The sequence below is a fragment of the Edwardsiella anguillarum ET080813 genome (assembly GCF_000264765.2).
In the GTDB taxonomy this organism is placed as follows: domain Bacteria; phylum Pseudomonadota; class Gammaproteobacteria; order Enterobacterales; family Enterobacteriaceae; genus Edwardsiella; species Edwardsiella anguillarum.
Window position 1 is genome coordinate 1,091,075 of record NZ_CP006664.1, and the last position, 19,809, is coordinate 1,110,883.

General features: G+C 60.2%; 11 protein-coding genes. 9 read left to right on the plus strand and 2 right to left on the minus strand.

Translation table 11 applies throughout. From position 1 onward, the window contains the following. Nucleotides 1-78 precede the first annotated feature (78 nt). Both flhA and lysA read right to left on the minus strand, forming a co-directional pair. Nucleotides 79-2,205: a formate hydrogenlyase transcriptional activator FlhA gene (gene flhA / locus ETEE_RS05010; RefSeq protein ID WP_081926398.1), complete on the minus strand. Its 2,127-nt coding sequence runs from the start codon at nucleotides 2,203-2,205 to the stop codon at nucleotides 79-81. Nucleotides 2,206-2,623: 418 nt separating this feature from the next. Further along, nucleotides 2,624-3,883: a diaminopimelate decarboxylase gene (lysA, locus tag ETEE_RS05015; RefSeq protein ID WP_034164744.1), complete on the minus strand. Its 1,260-nt coding sequence runs from the start codon at nucleotides 3,881-3,883 to the stop codon at nucleotides 2,624-2,626. 145 nt (nucleotides 3,884-4,028) lie between these two features. Here lysA and ETEE_RS05020 point away from each other — a divergent pair, with 145 nt between their 5' ends. The 9 genes from ETEE_RS05020 to ETEE_RS05060 all read left to right on the plus strand — a co-directional run bounded on the left by ETEE_RS05020 (nucleotide 4,029) and on the right by ETEE_RS05060 (nucleotide 19,681). Then, a complete protein-coding gene (locus ETEE_RS05020) occupies nucleotides 4,029-4,964 on the plus strand; it encodes a LysR family transcriptional regulator (protein ID WP_034164672.1) in 936 nt (311 codons plus the stop codon). Nucleotides 4,965-5,418: 454 nt separating this feature from the next. After that, nucleotides 5,419-6,984 (plus strand): sulfatase family protein, encoded by a 1,566-nt coding sequence (locus ETEE_RS05025; protein WP_034164673.1) that lies wholly within the window; start codon nucleotides 5,419-5,421, stop codon nucleotides 6,982-6,984. Between the two features lie 147 nt (nucleotides 6,985-7,131). Continuing rightward, nucleotides 7,132-8,016, plus strand: coding sequence for an OmpG porin family protein (locus ETEE_RS05030; protein ID WP_034164675.1), 885 nt, complete (start codon nucleotides 7,132-7,134; stop codon nucleotides 8,014-8,016). Nucleotides 8,017-8,052: 36 nt separating this feature from the next. Then, nucleotides 8,053-10,143 (plus strand): autotransporter family protein, encoded by a 2,091-nt coding sequence (locus ETEE_RS05035; RefSeq protein WP_034164676.1) that lies wholly within the window; start codon nucleotides 8,053-8,055, stop codon nucleotides 10,141-10,143. Nucleotides 10,144-10,171: 28 nt separating this feature from the next. After that, the gene (locus ETEE_RS05040) at nucleotides 10,172-13,240 is read left to right on the plus strand and encodes a chondroitinase family polysaccharide lyase (protein WP_034164677.1); all 3,069 of its coding nucleotides are present in this window, start codon (nucleotides 10,172-10,174) and stop codon (nucleotides 13,238-13,240) included. 61 nt (nucleotides 13,241-13,301) lie between these two features. After that, nucleotides 13,302-16,349: a chondroitinase family polysaccharide lyase gene (locus tag ETEE_RS05045; RefSeq protein WP_034164678.1), complete on the plus strand. Its 3,048-nt coding sequence runs from the start codon at nucleotides 13,302-13,304 to the stop codon at nucleotides 16,347-16,349. A gap of 563 nt (nucleotides 16,350-16,912) precedes the next feature. Further along, nucleotides 16,913-17,839: an LpxL/LpxP family Kdo(2)-lipid IV(A) lauroyl/palmitoleoyl acyltransferase gene (gene lpxL / locus ETEE_RS05050; RefSeq protein WP_034164680.1), complete on the plus strand. Its 927-nt coding sequence runs from the start codon at nucleotides 16,913-16,915 to the stop codon at nucleotides 17,837-17,839. Nucleotides 17,840-18,550: 711 nt separating this feature from the next. Continuing rightward, nucleotides 18,551-19,066, plus strand: coding sequence for a hypothetical protein (locus tag ETEE_RS05055; RefSeq protein WP_034164681.1), 516 nt, complete (start codon nucleotides 18,551-18,553; stop codon nucleotides 19,064-19,066). A gap of 12 nt (nucleotides 19,067-19,078) precedes the next feature. Beyond that, on the plus strand, nucleotides 19,079-19,681 hold the full coding sequence (locus ETEE_RS05060; protein ID WP_034164682.1) for a DUF5384 family protein: 603 nt from the start codon (nucleotides 19,079-19,081) through the stop codon (nucleotides 19,679-19,681). The last annotated feature ends 128 nt before the right edge of the window (nucleotides 19,682-19,809 follow it).

Consider the following 19,809-nt stretch of genomic DNA (forward strand, 5'->3'; position numbering starts at 1 on the left):
GCGTGCGGTCCCCCCAAAACGACGGCGGCATCGACACTAATGTCGATGCCGCCGTGACACCACTGGCGACGCCTAACGCTACGGGGTGGCGTCGTGGGCCGAGATCCCCAGGCGCTGCATGCGCGAAATCAGCGTCGTACGCTTCAGCCCCAGGCGAACCGCCGCACCGCGCGGCCCGGCGACGATACCGTTGCATTCGCGCAGCACCTGCAGGATGCGCTCTCGCTCGCTCTGCTCCCCCGGCGCCGGCGACGCGAGTGCCATCGGCGCCTGACCCGGCATACTGCGGCTGGCCAGCGGCGGAGAAAGATGATACTGCAGCTCATCCAGCGGCAGATTCAGCACCGGGCCACGGCTCAGGATCACCGCCCGCTCGATAATATTCTCCAGCTCACGCACGTTGCCCGGCCAGGGCAGCTGGCTCAGCACGCGGATGGTCTCCGTTGGAATGCTGTCGATAGTGCGGTTCATCCGCTTGGCTATCTTGCGCGTGAAGAACTTAACCAGCAGCGGGATATCCTCGGGGCGCTCCCGCAGCGGTGGAATCACGATAGGAAAAACGTTGAGCCGGTAGTAGAGATCGCTGCGGTACTGGCGATCCTGCACCATCTGCTTCAGATCGCGGTTGGTGGCGGCGATCAGTCGCACGTCCACCGGGATCACCCGGCTGCCGCCCAGACGCTCGATCTCGCGCTCCTGCAGCACCCGCAGCAGCTTGGGCTGCAGCTCCAGCGGAATATCCCCGACCTCGTCCAGAAACAGCGTGCCGTGGTTGGCCAGTTCAAAGCGCCCTATGCGCAGGGCGCTGGCGCCGGTAAAGGCCCCCTTCTCGTGGCCGAACAGATCGCTCTCCAGAAGGCCGCTGGGAATGGCGGCGCAGTTCATCTTGACCATCCGCTTCTGATTACGCAGGCTGAGGTTATGGATCGCCTGCGCGATCAGCTCCTTACCGGTGCCGGTCTCCCCCAGGATCAGCACGCTGCAGTCGCTGGCCGCCACCATCTCTACCTGCTCCAGCACGCTGCGCATCGCCTCGCTCTGGCCGACAATCTCGCCAAAATCGCCCTCCTGGCGGATGCACTCCGTCAGATAGCGGTTCTCATGCACCAGGCTGTCCTTCAGGCGTGAAATCTCGCCGTAGGCCAGCGCATTATCGACGGCAATGGCGATGCGGGCGGCGATCTGACGCAGCAGCTTCAGGTTACGCTGATTAAAGACCCCCGCCTGACACTGGGCCAGCTTCAGCACCCCCAGCACCTTATTGCCAAAGATCAGCGGCAGCTGGCAGACGGTACGGTTGCCAAAGCTCAGCATCTGCGCCAGCTGACGATCCTGCGGCGCTAGGCGGGCGGAGTCGGAGAGATCCATCAACAACAGGGTCTTATCCTGGATCACCCGCTGGGCCAGCGAGCCGGCCAGCGGCAGCAGCTTTTGCTCACGCAGCACCGCCTTACCGTTCTGATAGCCGGTGATATAGGACTTAAGGCGCTCGTCGCCCTGCTCGATCAGCGACAGCCCGATGTAGTCGATGCCGAAGAAGCGGTGGATCTCCTTGGAAACCTCGGCCGCCAGCGCATCCATCTCCAGCTTGGAGGTCACCGCGTTGGTCACGTCCACCAAAATACGGAAGTGGTCGCGCTCCCGGCGCAGCAGCTCCTCCTGCTGCTGAAACTGCTCCCGCTCCAGCAGACGCTCAAAGATCTGCGCCACGATCTCAGCCAGCGGCGCCGCCAGCGCCAGCTCTCCCTCACTGAAGGCATCGGCTCGATACTTAATGAATTCGATACCGCCCAGACGCTGCCGATCCGTGGTCAGCGGCAGCTGGCAATAGGCCGTAATCCCGGCATAGTGCGGCAGCGTGGCGACGGCGGCGAAGTCAGTGCAGAAATCGGCGCCCGAGCAGCAGACCGGACGCTGTTCGGTCCAGACCCGCCCGCCTGGGCCATCGGCCAGCAGGACATCGCCGTCCTGAATCACTCGATCCTGCTGCGGATCGTAGCGATACAGGGTGATGCGGTTATGCAGCGGATCCAAGCGCAGGATATTGACGCGATCGAAGCGGATCGCGGAGAAGGAGAGCTGATGCAGGGCACGCATCAGCTCGAGAAGCGAACGCTGAGCCAGCAGACTCTGCGTCGCCTGATGCAACAAATCCTGCCAGATCGGCTCCAGGCGCGATAACGAACAGGTTTTCGTGCTATTCATACTCGACTGTATCCCATGGCTGTAACGGTGCGTGGCGTCGACGCTGAGCCAGAAATGGGGGGGCGGGACGCAAAGGCCCTGTGACACCGATCCGACGGTGCGGCGCTCCCATTTCTGGCGCGCGTCACGCAGCGGGGCCTGAGGCCCGGCGCTGCGTGACTCACGGCGTATCGGGGGTGACGCATCTTGCCGCTCGCGCCTTGCTCCGGGCCAATATGATCGCCGCTGCCGCCCCGCTACGGGAAACGCCCCAACCCAATCTCGCAGTAAGAAATCAGGCCGCTGAGTGTAGGCGATCCGCTCTGGGGGAAATATGATCTAATTAGTTAAATAACGTTATTGTTGGCCTATGAAACATAAGGCAACAATTTAATATGTTTAATTTGAGAGCAATAGCGCAGAACAACGCCTGAAATCATTATACCTGCTCCAGCGCCAATAGCTCATCCATTCGCTGACGACGACGGATCAGCCGGACCCTATCCCCCTCCACCAGCACCTCCGGCAGCAGCGGACGACTATTATAGTTGGAAGACATCGAGGCGCCGTAGGCGCCGGTATCGTGAAACACCAGCCAGTCTCCCACCTGCGCCGCCGGCAGCGCGCACGAGGTCACCTTTCCCCCCTCGCGCTGGGTAAACACATCGCCCGACTCGCACAGCGGCCCCCCCACCACCGTTTCGATACACGGCGTCGCGACGTCGCGCCCGTCCTGTGGCAGCAGTGAGATATGGTGATGGCTACCGTACATCGCCGGACGCATCAGATCGTTAAACCCGGCGTCTGCCAGGACAAAGTGGCGCTGTCCCATCGACTTCACCGCCCGCACCTGCGCCAGCAGCACGCCGGACTGCGCCACCAGATAGCGTCCCGGCTCAATCTCCAGACCCACCGGATGCCCCAGATGTGCGGCGATACGCCGCCGCGCGGCATCCCACAGCCCATAGTAGTGCCTGACATCCACCGCGGCGTCGCCGTCGCGGTAGGGGATGCTGAGCCCCCCGCCGGCGGAAATCGCCCGGATATCACGCCCCAGCGCGATCGCCTGGTTGGCCAGCGTATCGCAGACCCGAGCCAGGTGGTCGTAATCCACGCCGGAGCCAATGTGCATATGCAGGCCGACCAGACGCAGGCCATAGGTATCGATCAGGGCCAGCGCCTGTGCCAAATCCTGATGCCAGATGCCGTGCTTGCTGTTTTCTCCGCCGGTATTAGTCTTCTGGCTGTGGCCATGGCCAAAGCCTGGATTGATGCGCAGCCAGACCGGATGCCCGGATGCCCGACGGCCCAGCTGACGCAGCATGTCGCAGGATCCTGCGTTAACCGTGATCCCCAGCGCGCAGATCCGATCCAGCGTCGCCTCATCGATCACGTCGGCGGTAAAGACGATCTCCTCATCGTCGCCGCCCGGGCGGAACCCCGCCACCAGCGCCCGCTCAATCTCCCCCAGCGATACCGCATCCACCTTCACACCGGCCTGACGCATCAGGCGCAGAATATGCAGGTTAGAGCAGGCTTTCTGCGCGAAGCGAATGGTGTCGAAGGCGCGCAGGGAGGAAATCTGGCGTTCGATCAGCGCAGCGTCATAAACCCACAACGGCGTACCAAAGCGGCCCGGCAGAGAGGAGAGCAGCGTGTCATTCAGGGCATAACCGGCCTGATTCAGAGGATAGGGCATGGCAAAAGACTCCGGAAAAATCAGCATTCCCCTTTATGTAACAGCGCGCAGAGCGAATAAAAAATATCTATTTGTCACGAGTCTATTCATTTATGATATAGAATCAACCCGTTTCCTGTACGGCCACGCGCCGCCGGAGCCCGCCATGCACCGCATTTCCCTGCGTCAGGTCGCCATCTTTCATGCCGTGATGACCAGCGGCAACCTCACCGAGGCCGCCGCGCAGCTGCACACCTCTCAGCCGACCGTCAGCCGCGAACTGGCCCGCTTTGAGCAGCTGCTGGCGCTAAAGCTGTTCGAGCGGGTGCGCGGTCGTCTGCGGCCAACCGCCCAGGGGCTGCAGCTGTTTGAAGAGGTGAAGCGCGCCTACTATGGCCTTGAGCGTATCGAGGATGCCGCCAGCCAGATCCGCCAGTTTCGCCGGGCCACGCTGGATATCGTCTGTCTGCCGGCATTTTCCCAGTCCCTGCTGCCGCAGGTCTGCCGCCGCTTTCTCGCCCCCTATCCGGAGGTCAGCCTTACCATTACCCCACAGGAGTCCCCCCTGCTGGAGGAGTGGCTGTCGGCCCAGCGCTACGATCTGGGGCTGACGGAAGAGTGCAGCACGCCGCCGGGCTGCGAGCGCCACGCCCTGGCGACGCTGAATGAGGTCTGCGTACTGCCGGACGACCACCCGCTGCTGTGCCACACCATCCTGACCCCGGCGCACTTTGCGGCGCAGCCCTATATCAGCCTGTCGGCCGGCGATAGCTATCGCCATACCTTGGATGCCCTGTTTCAACGGGCCGGGGTCGCACGCCGGATGGTGGCAGAAACCCACAGCGCCGCCGCCGTCTGCGCCCTGGTGCGTCAGGGCATCGGGCTCTCCATCGTCAATCCGCTGACCGCGCTGGACTTCGCCGGCCGCGGGCTGGCATGGCGTCCCTTCAGCGTAGCCGTCCCCTTTACCGTCAGCCTGATCCGCCCCCGCCACCGCCCCGGCTCCGCCGCCGTAGAGACCTTTATCGCCTCGCTGCAGGAGGAGATCACGGCCGTCGCCGGGCTGCTGCGGGCGCCCCACGCCAATAACGAAAAAAATTGAAAGCGAAAGATCATTTATTGCACAATATCACCTCGGAAAAAGCTTTCGTTTTGATTTTTATAAAACAAAACATATGCAATAACATGATTTATAGTTATTTATCTATTAATCACGACGCTTTCGATTGCATGCGGTGCTATTTTCGGCGCGCGACAATCCCCCCCGGCACCGCGGCGGCTCACCACGAAAATCCCCCCTTAACCTTCGCGATTTCCGTCCAGCGCTCGCACATTAACGCCTTTAAAAACCGTATGCTATGCGGTAATACCTGTTAAGTACCTCACAGTTTTTTTATCCCTCATCCCCCCCTTCGCCACGCTGTGGTGCATTTAGTGTGATCTTGCTTTTATTTCCATAATTTTCGTTAATTTATGATTTGAGCTGCACAAAAAGTATAAATAAGATGTGTAAAAACCAAACGAAAGAAAACGCAAAAATAAAGAAGGGGGGTTTGATGTCCGTTACTCGCAGGAGCTTTCTGAAAGGATTGGCCGCCGGAGGTGCAGCCATCTCTGCGCCGGCCGCCCTCGCCGCCACGCTGGGGCAGGAGCAGGGAAAAGGCGCCCAGGCCAGACCGGCGGATGCGCCGAATCTGCTGATCGTGTTTCCCGACGAATTCCGCGCCCAGGCGCTGCAGTTTATGGGACAGGACCCCTCGCTGACGCCGAATTTGAACACCTTCGCCAAGCAGTCTCGCGTGATGCGCCAGGCCGTATCCAACTACCCGCTATGCACGCCATTTCGCGGCATGCTGATGACCGGGCAGTACCCGATCCGCAACGGCATCACCGGCAACGCGCATGACTTTGGCGGCAAGGTCGGGATTGAGCTATCGCGCTACGCCCAGTGCTGGTCAGACGTACTGAAAAAGCTGGACTACAGCACCGGCTACATCGGCAAATGGCATCTGGACGCTCCCCAGGCCCCCTTTATCGAGAGCTACAACAACCCGATGGAAGGGCGCTACTGGAACGACTGGACCGCCCCGGATCGTCGCCATGGCTTTGACTTCTGGTACTCCTACGGCACCTACGATCTGCATATGCGCCCGATGTACTGGGGCAATAATACGCCGCGCGAATCGCCGATGTATGTCGATCAGTGGAGCGCCGAACACGAAGCCGACATGGCCATTAAATTCCTGCGCAATGAGAAAGGCAGCTTCCGCGCCGCCGACAAGCCGTTCGCGCTGGTGGTGTCCATGAACCCGCCGCACTCCCCCTACGATCAGGTACCACAAAAATACTTAGACCGCTTCCCGGGCAAGAGCTCGCGCGATCTCAACACCCGCCCTAACGTCGACTGGCAGGCCAACTACCAGGAGGGCTATGGCCCGCAGTACTTCAAGGAGTATATGGCGATGGTCAACGGGGTCGATGAACAGTTTGGCCGTATTCTGGCCGAGCTGGACAAGCAGGGGCTGGCGGAGAACACCCTGGTGGTGTTCTTCTCCGATCACGGCTGCTGCCTGGGCGCCAACGGTCAGCCGACCAAGAACGTTCCCTATGAAGAGGCGATGCGTATCCCGATGATGTTCCGCCTGCCGGGCAAGATTGCCCCGGGCAGCGATGATGCGCTGATGTCGGCGCCGGACATCTACCCGACCATCCTCGGTCTGATGGGGCTGGAGCAGTGGATCCCCGGCACGGTCGAGGGCAGCAACCTGGCAGCGCGTATCACCCACGGCAAGGGCGAAACGGCCAGCTCTCAGCTATACCTGTTTGTCCCCTACGGCGAGCCCTCCTTCGGCCGCCGCGGCGTACGCACGGCCAGCCACACTCTGGTTATCGATCGCCAAGATGGCCAGCCGCTGAAATATACCCTGTACGATAATGTTAACGATCCCTATCAGATGAAGAATATTGCCTCTGGCAATGACGCTCTGATTAAAAAAATCACCGATGAAGAATTAATTCCATGGCTGGAAAAAACCGGTGACTCCTGGCGGCCGGTCGAATTTACCACCGCCACCACCAATAAACTGAACAAAAAAGTGGCCGAGTGCGCTAAAGCCAGCTAACGCCACCCATCGTACGTATTTCCCCCGCATCCTTACTGTCGGCGCTGTCGACAGTAAGGGCGGTGTTTGGTTTGCGTTCGAAAATAATCATAACAATACCAGCAAAAGCATTAATTCATCACGGTTGTTATTATCGTAAGGAATGCTATGAACAAGCACAATCAATTACTTCTGGGATCGCTTATTGCGCTGTCGCTGACCTCCCTGAGCACGCAGGCGGCCAATATTAACACTATATTTTCTTGGGAAACCGCCGATTATGATACGCCGGCGAACTACTCGGGTTACCGCTTAGATATCAATATTAACCCAACCAAATCCAACTGGTATTTTGATGCCGGACTACGTCAGCGTGAAGCCGATAATAACAGCCGCTATCAGCGTCTGGATCTCCAGGCTGGCTATCGTTACAAGATCAATAATGGTTGGGTTCAGCCCAGCTTCAAGGTGCGTCAGGACACAACCACGTATGACAACGGTAACCGTATTACCGTTGACTTCTACAGCACCAAGACATCCTATTACTATAACCTCTCCAACAGCTGGGCGCTGGCGGGCAGCGGCATGTTCAGCATGGAGAAGAAGGAGAACCTGGCAAAGGGACTGACCACCAATACCGACTATCTCTCCTGGGAGCTAGAGCCAGGCATCCGCTACTTTATCACCCCGAATATCAACACCACCGTCGCCTATTTTCAAAGTGGCAAACACGCCAATAAGCAAAATGAGTTTGCAACCCGTGAACTCCAGCGTAACCAGCAGGTGCGTGTGTATTTAAACTGGAACACCCCCATCGGCTTAGTCATTTCACCCTCAACCCGTCAGTCGGTATTCAGCGAAATTACCGAGCGCAACGCTCTGGGTGATGTGATCAAGAAGGATATGTCACGCTACACACTGCAACTGGCTTACCCAATTAATAACCAGTGGCGTGTCATGACTGAGTATTATCACGAAAAAATCAAAACCAAAGATAGCGATAAGAAAACCGAGTACGACTACTTTAAGGTCGCCGTACGCGCGAGTTTCTAATTCATTAATAAATTTTGCCAACGCCGAGGTTATCACGTGAATAAATACCAGCATCTTTTCCTTTATACCGCCATTATCTCTGCACTCTACAATACTGCCTGGGCGGCAGATTGCGATCCTGCCAGCGATATCTGCGATACCATGATCATTGGCGGGAGTGGCGCGACGCTAAATAAAAATATTGTCGTCAATGCTCCGGACACCCCCGCGATACTGGTTGCAGCTGGCACCACGGTCACCGGCAATGTCTATATCAACGGCGCCAACGTTATCAGTGAACAGGGCACCGCCATTCAGGTCGACGGGAGTTTCACTCCCGGGCGTATCTTCAGTGTCAAAGGCGGTGCGACCGTTCAAGGTGGCAATGGCATCGCCATGGACTTTCGTCAAGCCAGCGGTCCGATGCGTGCAGACATCGTCGACGGCAGCACTATTATCGGCGATATCCTGGGCAACGGTAACGCCGAAAAAGGTAACAAGATCAACTTTGCCCTTAACAACAGTACCGCTATCTTCAACGGTAACAATATCAGCGGGTTTAATACGATCGAAAACTGGGGCACGCTGACCATAATCGGACAAGACAGCACCATCCACTTCGGCGGAACCTTTGTAAACCAGAAAGGCAGTAATCTGCTCTTTCAGCTCAACGACCGGACCAACCTGGATGAGGCCATACTGCGGGTCGACAAGCTCTCTCTCCATAAGGAGGGCAGCACCGTCAGCATGGGCTACAACGGCAGTAATATTTCGAACATTATCAATAAAGATATCATCCTGATCGAGGCCACCGGGGGCATCACCAACCCCGACAAGGTCACTATCACCGGCACGGATGGCGCCAAGCTCGACATCTCCCCGCTGCTGACCCAGACCAACTCCTGGATAGAGCCCTCTCCACCGCAGATGAACGGCGGCGTCAGCGGCAATCAGCTGATCGTCAACTACGGCGTCAGCTACGGCGGCGCCAGCACCTTTGCCGCCCTGGCGGAGCAGGGCGGCGCCTCGGCCAACGCGCTGCGCACCACCGCCTTTATCGTCCCCAACGTACTCAGCGAATTTAACGGTACCCACAGCGCCGCCTCTGACCAGGCGCTGGCGCTGCTGGTCTCCGCCGGCAGCAATGCCGAAGCCATCGCGACGCTGGCCAACCAGATGACCCCCAACGGCGACGGCAGTGAGATCCGCGCCGCCAACCAGCTGGTCGGCGACATGCGGAACAATATCGCCCAGCGCCAGCTCGGCTACCTGGGTCAACTGCCGCTGCAGGAGCGTGACAGCGGCTGGAACCTGTGGGTCAATACCCTGTACGGCCACGGCACCCAGAGCGGCAATGACTACGCCACCGGCTTTCGCATGAACCGCTACGGCATCAGCCTGGGCGCCGATCAGGAGATCGACGATAGCGCCATGCTCGGCTTCGCCCTCGGCTATAGCCATAGCCAGGCCGATAGCCGCGGCGTGACCCAGAGCAAACGCATCGATGCGGTCGAGCTGATGCCCTACCTCGGCTGGCGCAGCGGCATGCTATTCGCCGACGGTAACCTCAACATCGGCTATCTGCGCGTCAACAGCGAGCGTCATATCGGCGGCGACAGCGGCTGGCAGGGCGAAACCCAGGCCAACGGTGACTATACCGGCATCCAGGCGGGCTACCAGCTCAACGCGGGCCTGAATCTGGAGCTGGGCGCCCTGCACCTGCGCCCGATGCTCACCTACCAGTACCAGTGGCTCAACTTTGACTCCTGGCGTGAAAACGGCTCCATCCTCTCCCTGAGCAGCAGCAGCCAGAAATACAGCCTGAACCACCTGGGCGGCGGCCTGAGCGCCTGGGCGCAGTACGCCACCGGCTGGGGCACGCTGACGCCATCGATGCAGGTCAGCTATCTGCACGATCTCGACGGCGACCGCCGTATCCGCCAGCAGCATGCGCTGGTCTCCATCACCAACGGCGGCTCGACCTTTGAGACCGTTGGCGCCCGGGTGGGCGGCAATCAGCTGCGCGTCGATGCCAGCGCGCGCATGGATATCAGCGAATCGCTCAACCTGGGGATCGGTCTGGGCTATAACCGTGATGACCGCTACGGCGAAGGCGTTATCGGCCTGACCCTGGGCAATCGTTTCTAATCGGCGCACTTGGGAAAGGGAATCTACCATGTTATCCATGCATCGCACCCTGCTGGCGGCCTCCATCGCCGCCCTGCTACTCAACGCGGCGGCCACGGCGGCCCCGGACGCCAACGCCCGCGATCGCGCCGAGATGATGCGCTCGCAGATCTACAGCTTTGATCAGCCGGAAGATCTCCGTGACATCACCACCACATCCGGCTCGCGCGTCGCCCTGAGCGATAAGCGCGCCATCATGGGGGAACGGGCGCTGGTCTGGGACTGGCAGCGCGGCGGCAGCCTGCTGCTGCGCCACGCCATGAATATTCCAACGGATGCCCAGGTCTCCAAGATTTGGGGACGGGCCGCCACACCGGTCCTCTCCTTCTGGATCTATAACGAGCATCCCATCGATGGCGTCCTGACCGTCGATCTTGGCAATGGCCTGAACGGCACCAATGAGGCCGACGCCGGCACCCAGGTCAAGCTGAACTTCCGCGGCTGGCGCGCCGTCGGCGTCTCGCTGAACAACGATCTGGCCAACCGGGAGATGAGCGGCGCCGGCGTACGCAGCGACGAGGACGCGGCGGAGCCCAGCGTGGGCCGCACCCTCGGCGATCGCATCGACACCATTCGCTTCCGAGCGCCGTCCGGCGAGAAGTCAGGCCGCCTGTTCATTGACCGGGTGATGATCTCGGTGGATGACGCACGCTATCAATGGTCTGACTACCATGTCAAAACCCGCTATACCGAGCCGGAGATCCAGTTCCATCGCGCCACGCCGACGCTGGCGATGACACCCGCCAGCCAGGCCGGCGTCGAGTTGATCCGCCAGCGCCTGATCGACGAATTCGTCAACGGCCCGCAGGACAGCACCCTGAAAGCCGAGGCGGATCTGGGCAAACTGCGCGCCGCCTTCGACGCCCTGCAGATCCGCCAGGCCGCCGACGGCACCCTCAGCGGCCGCCACCTGATCACCGATAAACAGAAGATCCTTTACCAGCCGGAGCACCTGAGCGCGCAGGATAAGGCCAAGTTCGATCGCTACGTCATCCTAGGCGACTACACCACGCTGATGTTCAACATCAGCCACGCCTATCGTCAAAGCCGCGATCCTGCCGTGCAGCGCCAGCTGGCCGATATGTATCTGCTGATGACCCGTCACCTGCTCGACCAGGGCTTCGCCCAGGGCAGCGGTCTGGTCACCACCCACCACTGGGGCTACAGCGCCCGCTGGTGGTACATCTCGGCGCTGCTGATGAACCCGGTGCTGGATCAGGCCAAGCTAACGCAGCCGGTCTACGACGCCCTGCTGTGGTACTCACGCGAGTTTAAGGCTAGCTTCGACATGAAGGTCGGGCCCGAGAGCAGCAACCTGGACTACTTCAATACCCTGTCGCGCCAGCATCTGGCCCTGCTGCTGCTGGAGCCCGACCCGCAGCAGCGTATCGACCTGCTAAACAGCTTCAGCCATTACATCAGCGATGCTCTGGCCCAGACGCCGCCGGGCAGTAACGACGGCCTGCGTCCCGACGGCACCGCCTGGCGCCATGAGGGGAACTACCCGGGCTACTCCTTCCCGGCGTTCAAGAATGCGGCCCAGCTGGCCTATCTGCTACGCGGCACCCCCTTCGCCCTGCAGCAGGACGGGCTGGACAAGCTCAAACAGGCCATGGTGGCCGCCTGGATCTACAGCAACCCGCAGACCGGTATCTCGCTGGCCGGGCGCCACCCGTTTAACTCCCCCTCGCTGGAGAGTCTGACCAACGCCTATTACTGGCTGGCCATGTCCTACGGCAAACGGCCTGACGCCACCCTAGCCGCCATCTACCTGCGCCTGGCGAATAAGACGGCGGCGGATGCGAAGACCCTGTTCGGCGAGCCCCTTCAACCGGCGGCACTGCCGCAGGGGTTCTATGCCTTCAACGGCGGCGCCTTCGGCATTCATCGCTGGCGCGACAAGATGGTGACCCTGAAGGCGTTTAACAGCAACGTCTGGTCCTCTGAGATCTACCTTAAGGACAACCGCTATGGCCGCTACCAGAGCCACGGCGTCGTCCAGATCGTCTCTCACGGCCCGCAGGAGGAGCAGGGCTACCGCCAGGCGGGATGGGACTGGAACCGCATGCCGGGGGCGACCACGCTGCACCTGCCGCTGGAGGCGCTCAACAGCCCGAATCGCCACACCCTGATGCAGCGCGGTGCTCACCCATTCAGCGGCGCCTCGTCGCTGGATGGCCGCTACGGCATGCTGGCCTTCGATCTGCGTCCGATGCGTGATCAGCCCAGCTTCGATCAGGCGTTGAGCGCGCTGAAAAGCGTCCTGGCCGTTGATGACCGCCTGATCATGGTCGGCAGCGATCTGAACAGCAGCGACGGTAAACACGCGCTGGAGACCACCTTGTTCCAGCTGGCCAACGCCCCGGGGCGCGACAGCGCCATCTGGGTCAACGGTCAGCGTATCGACGCAGCCGCCTGGCAGGGCAACCTGCAGAACGGCGACTGGCTGATCGACGCCGATGGCAACGGCTACCTGCTGGTGCAGGGGCCGACGGCAGAGGTGCGCCGCCAGCTGCAGCGCTCCGCCGATAATAAGAGCATGGCCCCGACGGAGGGGGAGTTCAGCGTCGCCTGGCTCAATCACGGTACGGCGGTCAAGAACGGCACCTATCAGTACCTGGTAGTGCTTGACGCCACGCCGCAGCGCATGCGCGAGCTGGCGCAGCAGCTGAAGCAGGGGAATGCACCCTTCACGGTTATCCGCAGCCGGGATGGCGTACACGTGATCCGCGACAACGCCAGCCAGGTCACCGGCTATGCCTTTTACCGGGCGCAAACCCTGAAGGAGGGGCCGGTGATCGGCGTCAACCGCCCGGCCATCGTGATGACCCGGCCGCAGGACGGCGGCCTGGTGCTCAGTGCCGTGACGCCGGATCTGAACATGACGCGCCAGAAGGCGGCGAAACCGGTCACGATCGAGGTCACCCTGCGGGGACGCTGGCAGCCTGCCACGCCGGTCGACGGGATCGCCTGCGCCACGCGCGGCGACGAAACCCGCCTGCGGTTCAGCATCGACTTCGGCATTCCACAGCAGATTGCGTTGAAGAAAATGCCCTAACCGGATCGCGGACGGGGCCTCCCGTCCGCACCGCCCACGCTTGATTACGGGATACCTGCCCATGCACAACCATTACGGCATCAATACCATCACCCTGGGGCTGCTGGCCTGTCTGTCCGCTCCCCTCTGCGCCGCCCTGCCCTCGGTCAGCCAGGAGCCGGGCGCCGGTCACGTCTATCTGTTTGAACAGACGCTGCCGGCGTCGATCTCCACCCATAATGCCACGCTACGCATCAGCGATCTGCGCGCCAAAGATGGGCAGCATGCGCTGCAGTGGCGCTATCAGCCCGGCGCCACCCTGACCGTGAAGACCCCAATCAGCTACCGCGACGCCGCCGACAGCGCAACCCCGCTGACCTTTATGGTCTGGGTTTACAACGAGCGGCCCGTCGACGATACGCTCACCTTCCGCTTTGGCCAGGGCGAACGCAGCGACGCCCACTTTCAGGCCAGCCTCAACTTTCAGGGCTGGCGCGGCATCGCCGTCCCCTATCGCGATATGCAGGGTACGCCGAGCGCCGCGATGGATCGTCTGACCATCACCGCGCCGACCCAGGCCGGCACGCTCTATTTTGATCAGCTGATGCCGGCGGTGCCGGTGGATAACCGCTGGCCGCTCCCCGACTATACGACGCCGTTTGCCAATCGCGCGGTCAACGACATGGTCAGCAAAAACTGGAGCGCGCTGCTGATGTATGACGAGATGCTGCGTCAGCGCTTCCCCACCCTCAACTTCGATGTCGCGTTCAGCGACAGCAGCGGTCCGAGCGCCTCGCTGTACCGTCGCTTCGACGATTACCAGGGGATCCGCAGCGACAGCCGCGTCAGCCCCGAACAGATCGAGCAGAACCTTGAGGCCTACCGCCGTCTGGGCATCCGTACGCTGGCGGATGGTACCGTCGGTGGAACCCCGCTCGACCACCCTAACCGCCAACACTTTATGAAGGTGAAGGGGATCTTCACCCCGCAGACCCTCGATGCCCTCACCGCGGGAAATCCCATTCGCGACGTCGGCAAAACGCTGCTGCAAAGCGCGCGCTACCTGCGCAGCGACAGCCTGACGGCACAGCAGCGCGACGCGCTGCAGCGCCAGTTCCTGGATACCACCCGCTATGTCCTCGATCAGGGCTTCGCCCGCGGCAGCGGCTACCAGATCATCACCCACGTCGGCTATCAGACCCGGGAGCTGTTCGACGCCTGGTTTGTTCAGCGCAACCTGCTGGCCCAGCACCATCTGCTAGCGCCGACGCAGCAGGCCATGATGTGGTACAACGCCACCGGGCGCATCTTTGAACCTGCGGCAGACATTGTGGATGCCAATGTGGACATCCTCAACACCCAGCTACAGTGGATGGTGAAGAGCATTCTGATGCTACCCGATCCCGCCCAGCGCGACGCGCTGCTGGCCCAGACCAGCCAGTGGCTGGCGAAAACCGTATTAAGCTCCAGGGGGGTCGGCGGCGGCTTTAAGCCCGATGGCGCTATCTTCCATCACTCTCAGCACTACCCGGCCTACGCTAAGGATGCCTTCGGCGGACTGGCACCGACGGTCTACGCCATGAGTAGCTCGCCTTTCCGCCTGCCGACGGAGGCGCACCAGCGACTGAAAGAGGTGCTGCTAAAAATGCGCATCTACACCAAAGAGACCCAGATCCCGCTGACCCTCAGCGGCCGGCATCCCACCGGCCTGCACAGCATTACCATTGCGCCGTTTAAGTGGATGGCGCTGGCCGGTACCCCGGACGGCAGTCAGCCGGTCGATCCAGCGCTGGCCGCCGCCTATGCCCGTCTGGCCGGAGAGGCGCAGTTCGCCGCGATCGCCGCCGAGGCCGAGCCCAGCGGCGCCTGGGCGATGAACTATGCGGCGATGGCCATCCAGCGCCGCGCAGGACAGCAGAGCGACGGCCGATCCTGGCTGGCCATCGCCCGCGGTTTCAGTCGCTATCTGGTGGGTAACGAAAGCTATGAGAAGAACAACCGCTATGGCCGATACCTACAGTATGGTCAGTTGGAGATCATCCCGGCCGATAAGGCACAACAGGGATTCCGCCACGCGGGCTGGGACTGGAACCGCTATCCGGGCACCACGACGGTGATCCTGCCCTATCCTCAACTCAAGGCACAGCTGAACCAGCTGCCGGGGGCGGGCATTGAGGAGATGCTGCTGTCGACGGAAAACTACGCTGGCGCCAACGCCCTGGACGGCAACAGCATGTTTGCGATGAAGCTGCACGGCCACAGCAAGTATGGGCAGGAGAGTCTGCGCGCGAATAAATCCTACTTCCTGTTCGATAACCGCGTGATCGCCCTGGGCTCCGGCATTAGTAACAGCGACAGTCAGCACCCGACAGAGACCACCCTGTTCCAGTTTGCCGTCCCACAGCAGCAGCCGATCGGCGTCAACGGAGAGCGAATCAATCAGCCGGACAGCCTGCGGACGCTGCAGGGCGCGGCCCATCTGGTCGATCCGGCGGGTAACAGCTACTGGCTACCGGCGGGTCAGCAGGTACGGGTCAGCTACCGCCAGCAGCACTCCGTCGACGATCGCAACGATGCGCCGACGCAGGGGCTGTTTGCCGTCGCCAGCCTGCTGCACGGCACCGCGCCGCAGCAGCAGGGATATGAGTATGCCATCACTATCGATGATCCCGGTGCCAAGGCCCCCGCCTACCGGGTTCTGCAAAAGGACGACACGCTGCACGCCGTCCGCGATCAGAACAGCGGGCAGGAGGGCTACGCCTTCTTCCGCGCCGCCCAGCGCCAGGGCGACGGTCTGCTGCTCGCCGTCGACGCGCCGCTGATGGCCATGCTGGCGCCGGGCGAAGACACCCTGCGCCTGAGCATCGTCAACCCGGATCTGGCGCTGTATCAGGGGGACGATCCCGAACAGCGCGGCGCCGACGGCAAACAGAAAGAGGTCAGCATCTACTCCCGTCCCTGGCGCAGCAGTGAGCCGACGCCCCAGCACGCACAGCTGACGCTGAAAGGGCACTGGCAGCTGGCGCAGCCGGCCAGCGGCGCCAGCCTGATCCGCCAGGGCGATAATACCTTGCTGCGCGTCACCACCCGCGCCGCGCAGCCGCTGGAGCTAACGCTCAACCGCGGCTAACGCCCGCCTATCGGTAAGCGAGGGGCCGCGGCAACGCCGCCCTTCGCCACTCCGGATACGCTTAAATCAAACGGTACCAGGTGAATATATTTTATATATCACTAGCGCAACAATATTTATCAGACTAATCCTCTACCTCTACCGCACTATCCTGACAAAATAGAACTTGCTAAAACCCCCCGTGCGTGAGTTAATGCGATGCTGGTTTGCAGCCATAGGGCAAACATTCCGCATTTATTCGACCTAAGCTCCCGGGGGTCTTCCCGCCGGCCTTCTTCTCTGATGCGCCGTTTACCCGCTAACAGTAGGTTTTATCTGAAAATCAGAGATCAGCGGACATGCTCCCCTCTCCGCGGCGTCACCATGGCTGGAAACAGGCATAATACAAAAGAAGCGTCATAAAACCTGTCAATATATATAGGAAATAGAGGCACATTAATTAAATAGATAGATATCAACACCCAAAGACACAGATAAAAATAACATCAAAAAACCATGGCTGCACCATCCTGCCATCGCGATAAAAATAATAAGCAGTCCAATAGATAAAAATAAGGTTTTCAATGAAAAAGCCGTTTCACTTCCGCCAGGCGTACCTGCATCCCCGCTACCTTAGCCTGTGGCTGGGTATCGGCCTGCTCTACCTGCTGGTACAGATGCCCTACCGCTGGATCTGCGCCCTGGGGCGCTTTCTGGGCCTGTGCGCCATGCGGCTGATGGCCCGGCGCGCCTCCATCGCCCGTCAAAACCTGACGCTATGCTTTCCACAGAAGACGCCGGCGCAGATCGAACACATCGTCCGGGAAAACTTTAAGTCCCTGGGGATCTCACTGTTTGAGCTCGGCATCGCCTGGTTTTGGTCAGATCGCCGCATCCGCCGCTGGTTCGATGTCTCTGGCCTGGAGCATATGCAGGCGGCGCGCGCGAAAGGGAAAGGGGTATTGGTCGTCGGCGTCCACTTTATGTCGCTCGATCTCGGGGGACGGGTCATGGGGCTGTGCAACCCCATGATGGCGGTCTACCGCCCGCATAACAACCCGGTGCTGGAATATCTACAGACCCGCGGGCGCTCGCGCGGCAATAAACAGATGCTGGATCGCAAAAACTTGAAAGGGATCGTCGGAGCGCTGAAAAGCGGCGAGGCGGTCTGGTTCGCCCCCGATCAGGACTACGGCCCGCGCGGCAGCTCCTTTGCGCCATTCTTTGCCGTCAGCAACGCCGCCACCACCAACGGCACCGCCACCCTGGCCCGGCTATCCAACGCCGTGATACTGACCACCGTCCTGATCCGCAAACCCGACGCTCAGGGCTATCAGTTGATTATCGAGCCCGAGCTGGAAGGCTACCCGGCGCACGACATGGTACAGGCCGCCACCTTCATGAACCGCATCGTCGAGCGCGAAATCCTGCGTGCACCAGAGCAGTATCTCTGGCTACACCGCCGCTTTAAGACCCGCCCAGAGGGCATGCCGTCGCTGTATACCCGTTAGACCACACCGCCCACGGCATCGTTTACCCGGCAGTTGATATCCTGATATACCTCCGCTGCCGGGTTAACGAACAGAGACGTCGATCGACTATCGGCACTGGGGCTTAATCCACTATTTTATACAACATAAAATAACAACACGGAATATAATAGAGAAAACCAGACAACAGGAATGTAATAAACTGAAAAAACCAAGCCAACATTAAACCATTTTTTATACTATTGCGCCCTCCAGTTTGACCATCGTCAAATAACCTAACGGTTTATGTCTATCGGTAAATACACGACAAACACATTAACTCATTTTATATATTATACCTTATCCCCCTCAGCGCCGCGGACTAAGCCAAATCAGCAGCCGGCAATAGCGTACTAAGTCAAATGTTAAGCATTTTCCAAAGCACAATGGCCCAACCTCAGGGTTTACAGCATGAGACATCGGTCATAGAATCACTCCCGGAAGATAAAAAGCGTTAAATCCAATCAGTTATAAATTAGTCTGTCGTTCCTTGCGCTGCATCAGGGACGATGCATCATCGTCCTAGAGTGCAAATGCATCAACTTTTATAATCAAACCGGCAGAATAATTCGATTGTCCAACTCCTCTTCCTCCCACTCACCGTCATAGACGGCGAGAGAACTCTTGCGTAACGATATTCCGCCGCGGCATCTCGTGCCGCCATGCGTTTTTTGACAGAGAATGGTATATTAAATGAAATTAAAAACTTCCTGTGCACTGCTAGCGTTATCCTCCTCTTTATTCCTTTCCGGCTGTATGAATAATGCGGACCAATATGCCGCCGATGTTTATAATCCGACGCAGCTGAATCAGAAGCAGGAGAGCAAAACCGTCAATATTATTTCTATTCTGCCTGCCAAGGTTGCTGTAGATAATAAAGAGAACAAAGAGATGGCGCAGACCGTCGGCGCGATCCTGGGCACCGTTGCCGGCGCCGCCGGCGGCTACAACCTGGGGCATGGTTCCAAGGCCGGCGCCGTTGCCGGCGGTGCCGCCGGCGCCGCGACCGGCGCCGCCGCGGGCTCACTGGTCAAAGACAAGGTACTGGTGCACGGCGTCTCCCTGACCTACAAAGAGGGCAGCAAGATCTACACCTCGACTCAGGTTGGCGAAACCTGCCAGTTCCAGCCGGGTGTCGCGCTGGTGATCTCTATGGAGCAAGGGGAAACCCGTATCCAGCCAAACGCGGCCTGCCCGAAAAAGTCATAAGCGGGGTCTAATATGCGCAAGCCATTAATCGCCCTGCTGCTGGCGATACCGACGCTGACCTGCGCCAATCCGCTTTCATCCCAGCTAAACGCGGTCGCCGCCGCCGAACAGCAGGGAGTGAGAGAGGAGGCCAGCAGACAGGCGCAGGAAGAAGCCGCCCGCCAGGCCCACCTACGCCATGAGCAGGCCGTCGCCGCACAGCACCAGCGTGCCGCCGCGCAAGCCCGCCTCAAGCGGGAGCAGCAGCAGCTTGCCGCACAGCGGGAGGCGCATCAGGAACGGATGGCCGATAAGCAGCGCGAGCAGTCCTACCAAGATCAGCTGCGACAGATGGAGCTGGAGAACATGAAAATGGAGATGGACGCGCGCCGCGCGGAGCTGGAGCTGTCCAAAGCCCGTAATCATGCCCGCAGCAAGCTGGTGGATGAAGAGCAGAAAAACCAGATGCAGCTGGATGCGGCTGAACGACGCGCTGAAATCAGCAACAAATCCGCCGTCGGCGACGCCATTCGCAACGAGAGCGAGGGCGATAAGCACCTCAAGGAGCGGATGGGAAGCGGGATTGAGAATGCGGGCAAGGCCGCCGCAGACAAGGCCAGCGGATGGTTTAACTGATCCGCTCTGACGCGATGGGACAGGCGACGGCCTGTCCCTTTTTTTATCTCGTGAAAGCCGCGGGCTATGCCGGGGGACCCGCTCCGGGCCCGAAAAGCAAAAACCCCCGCCGAGGCGAGGGTTTGCAA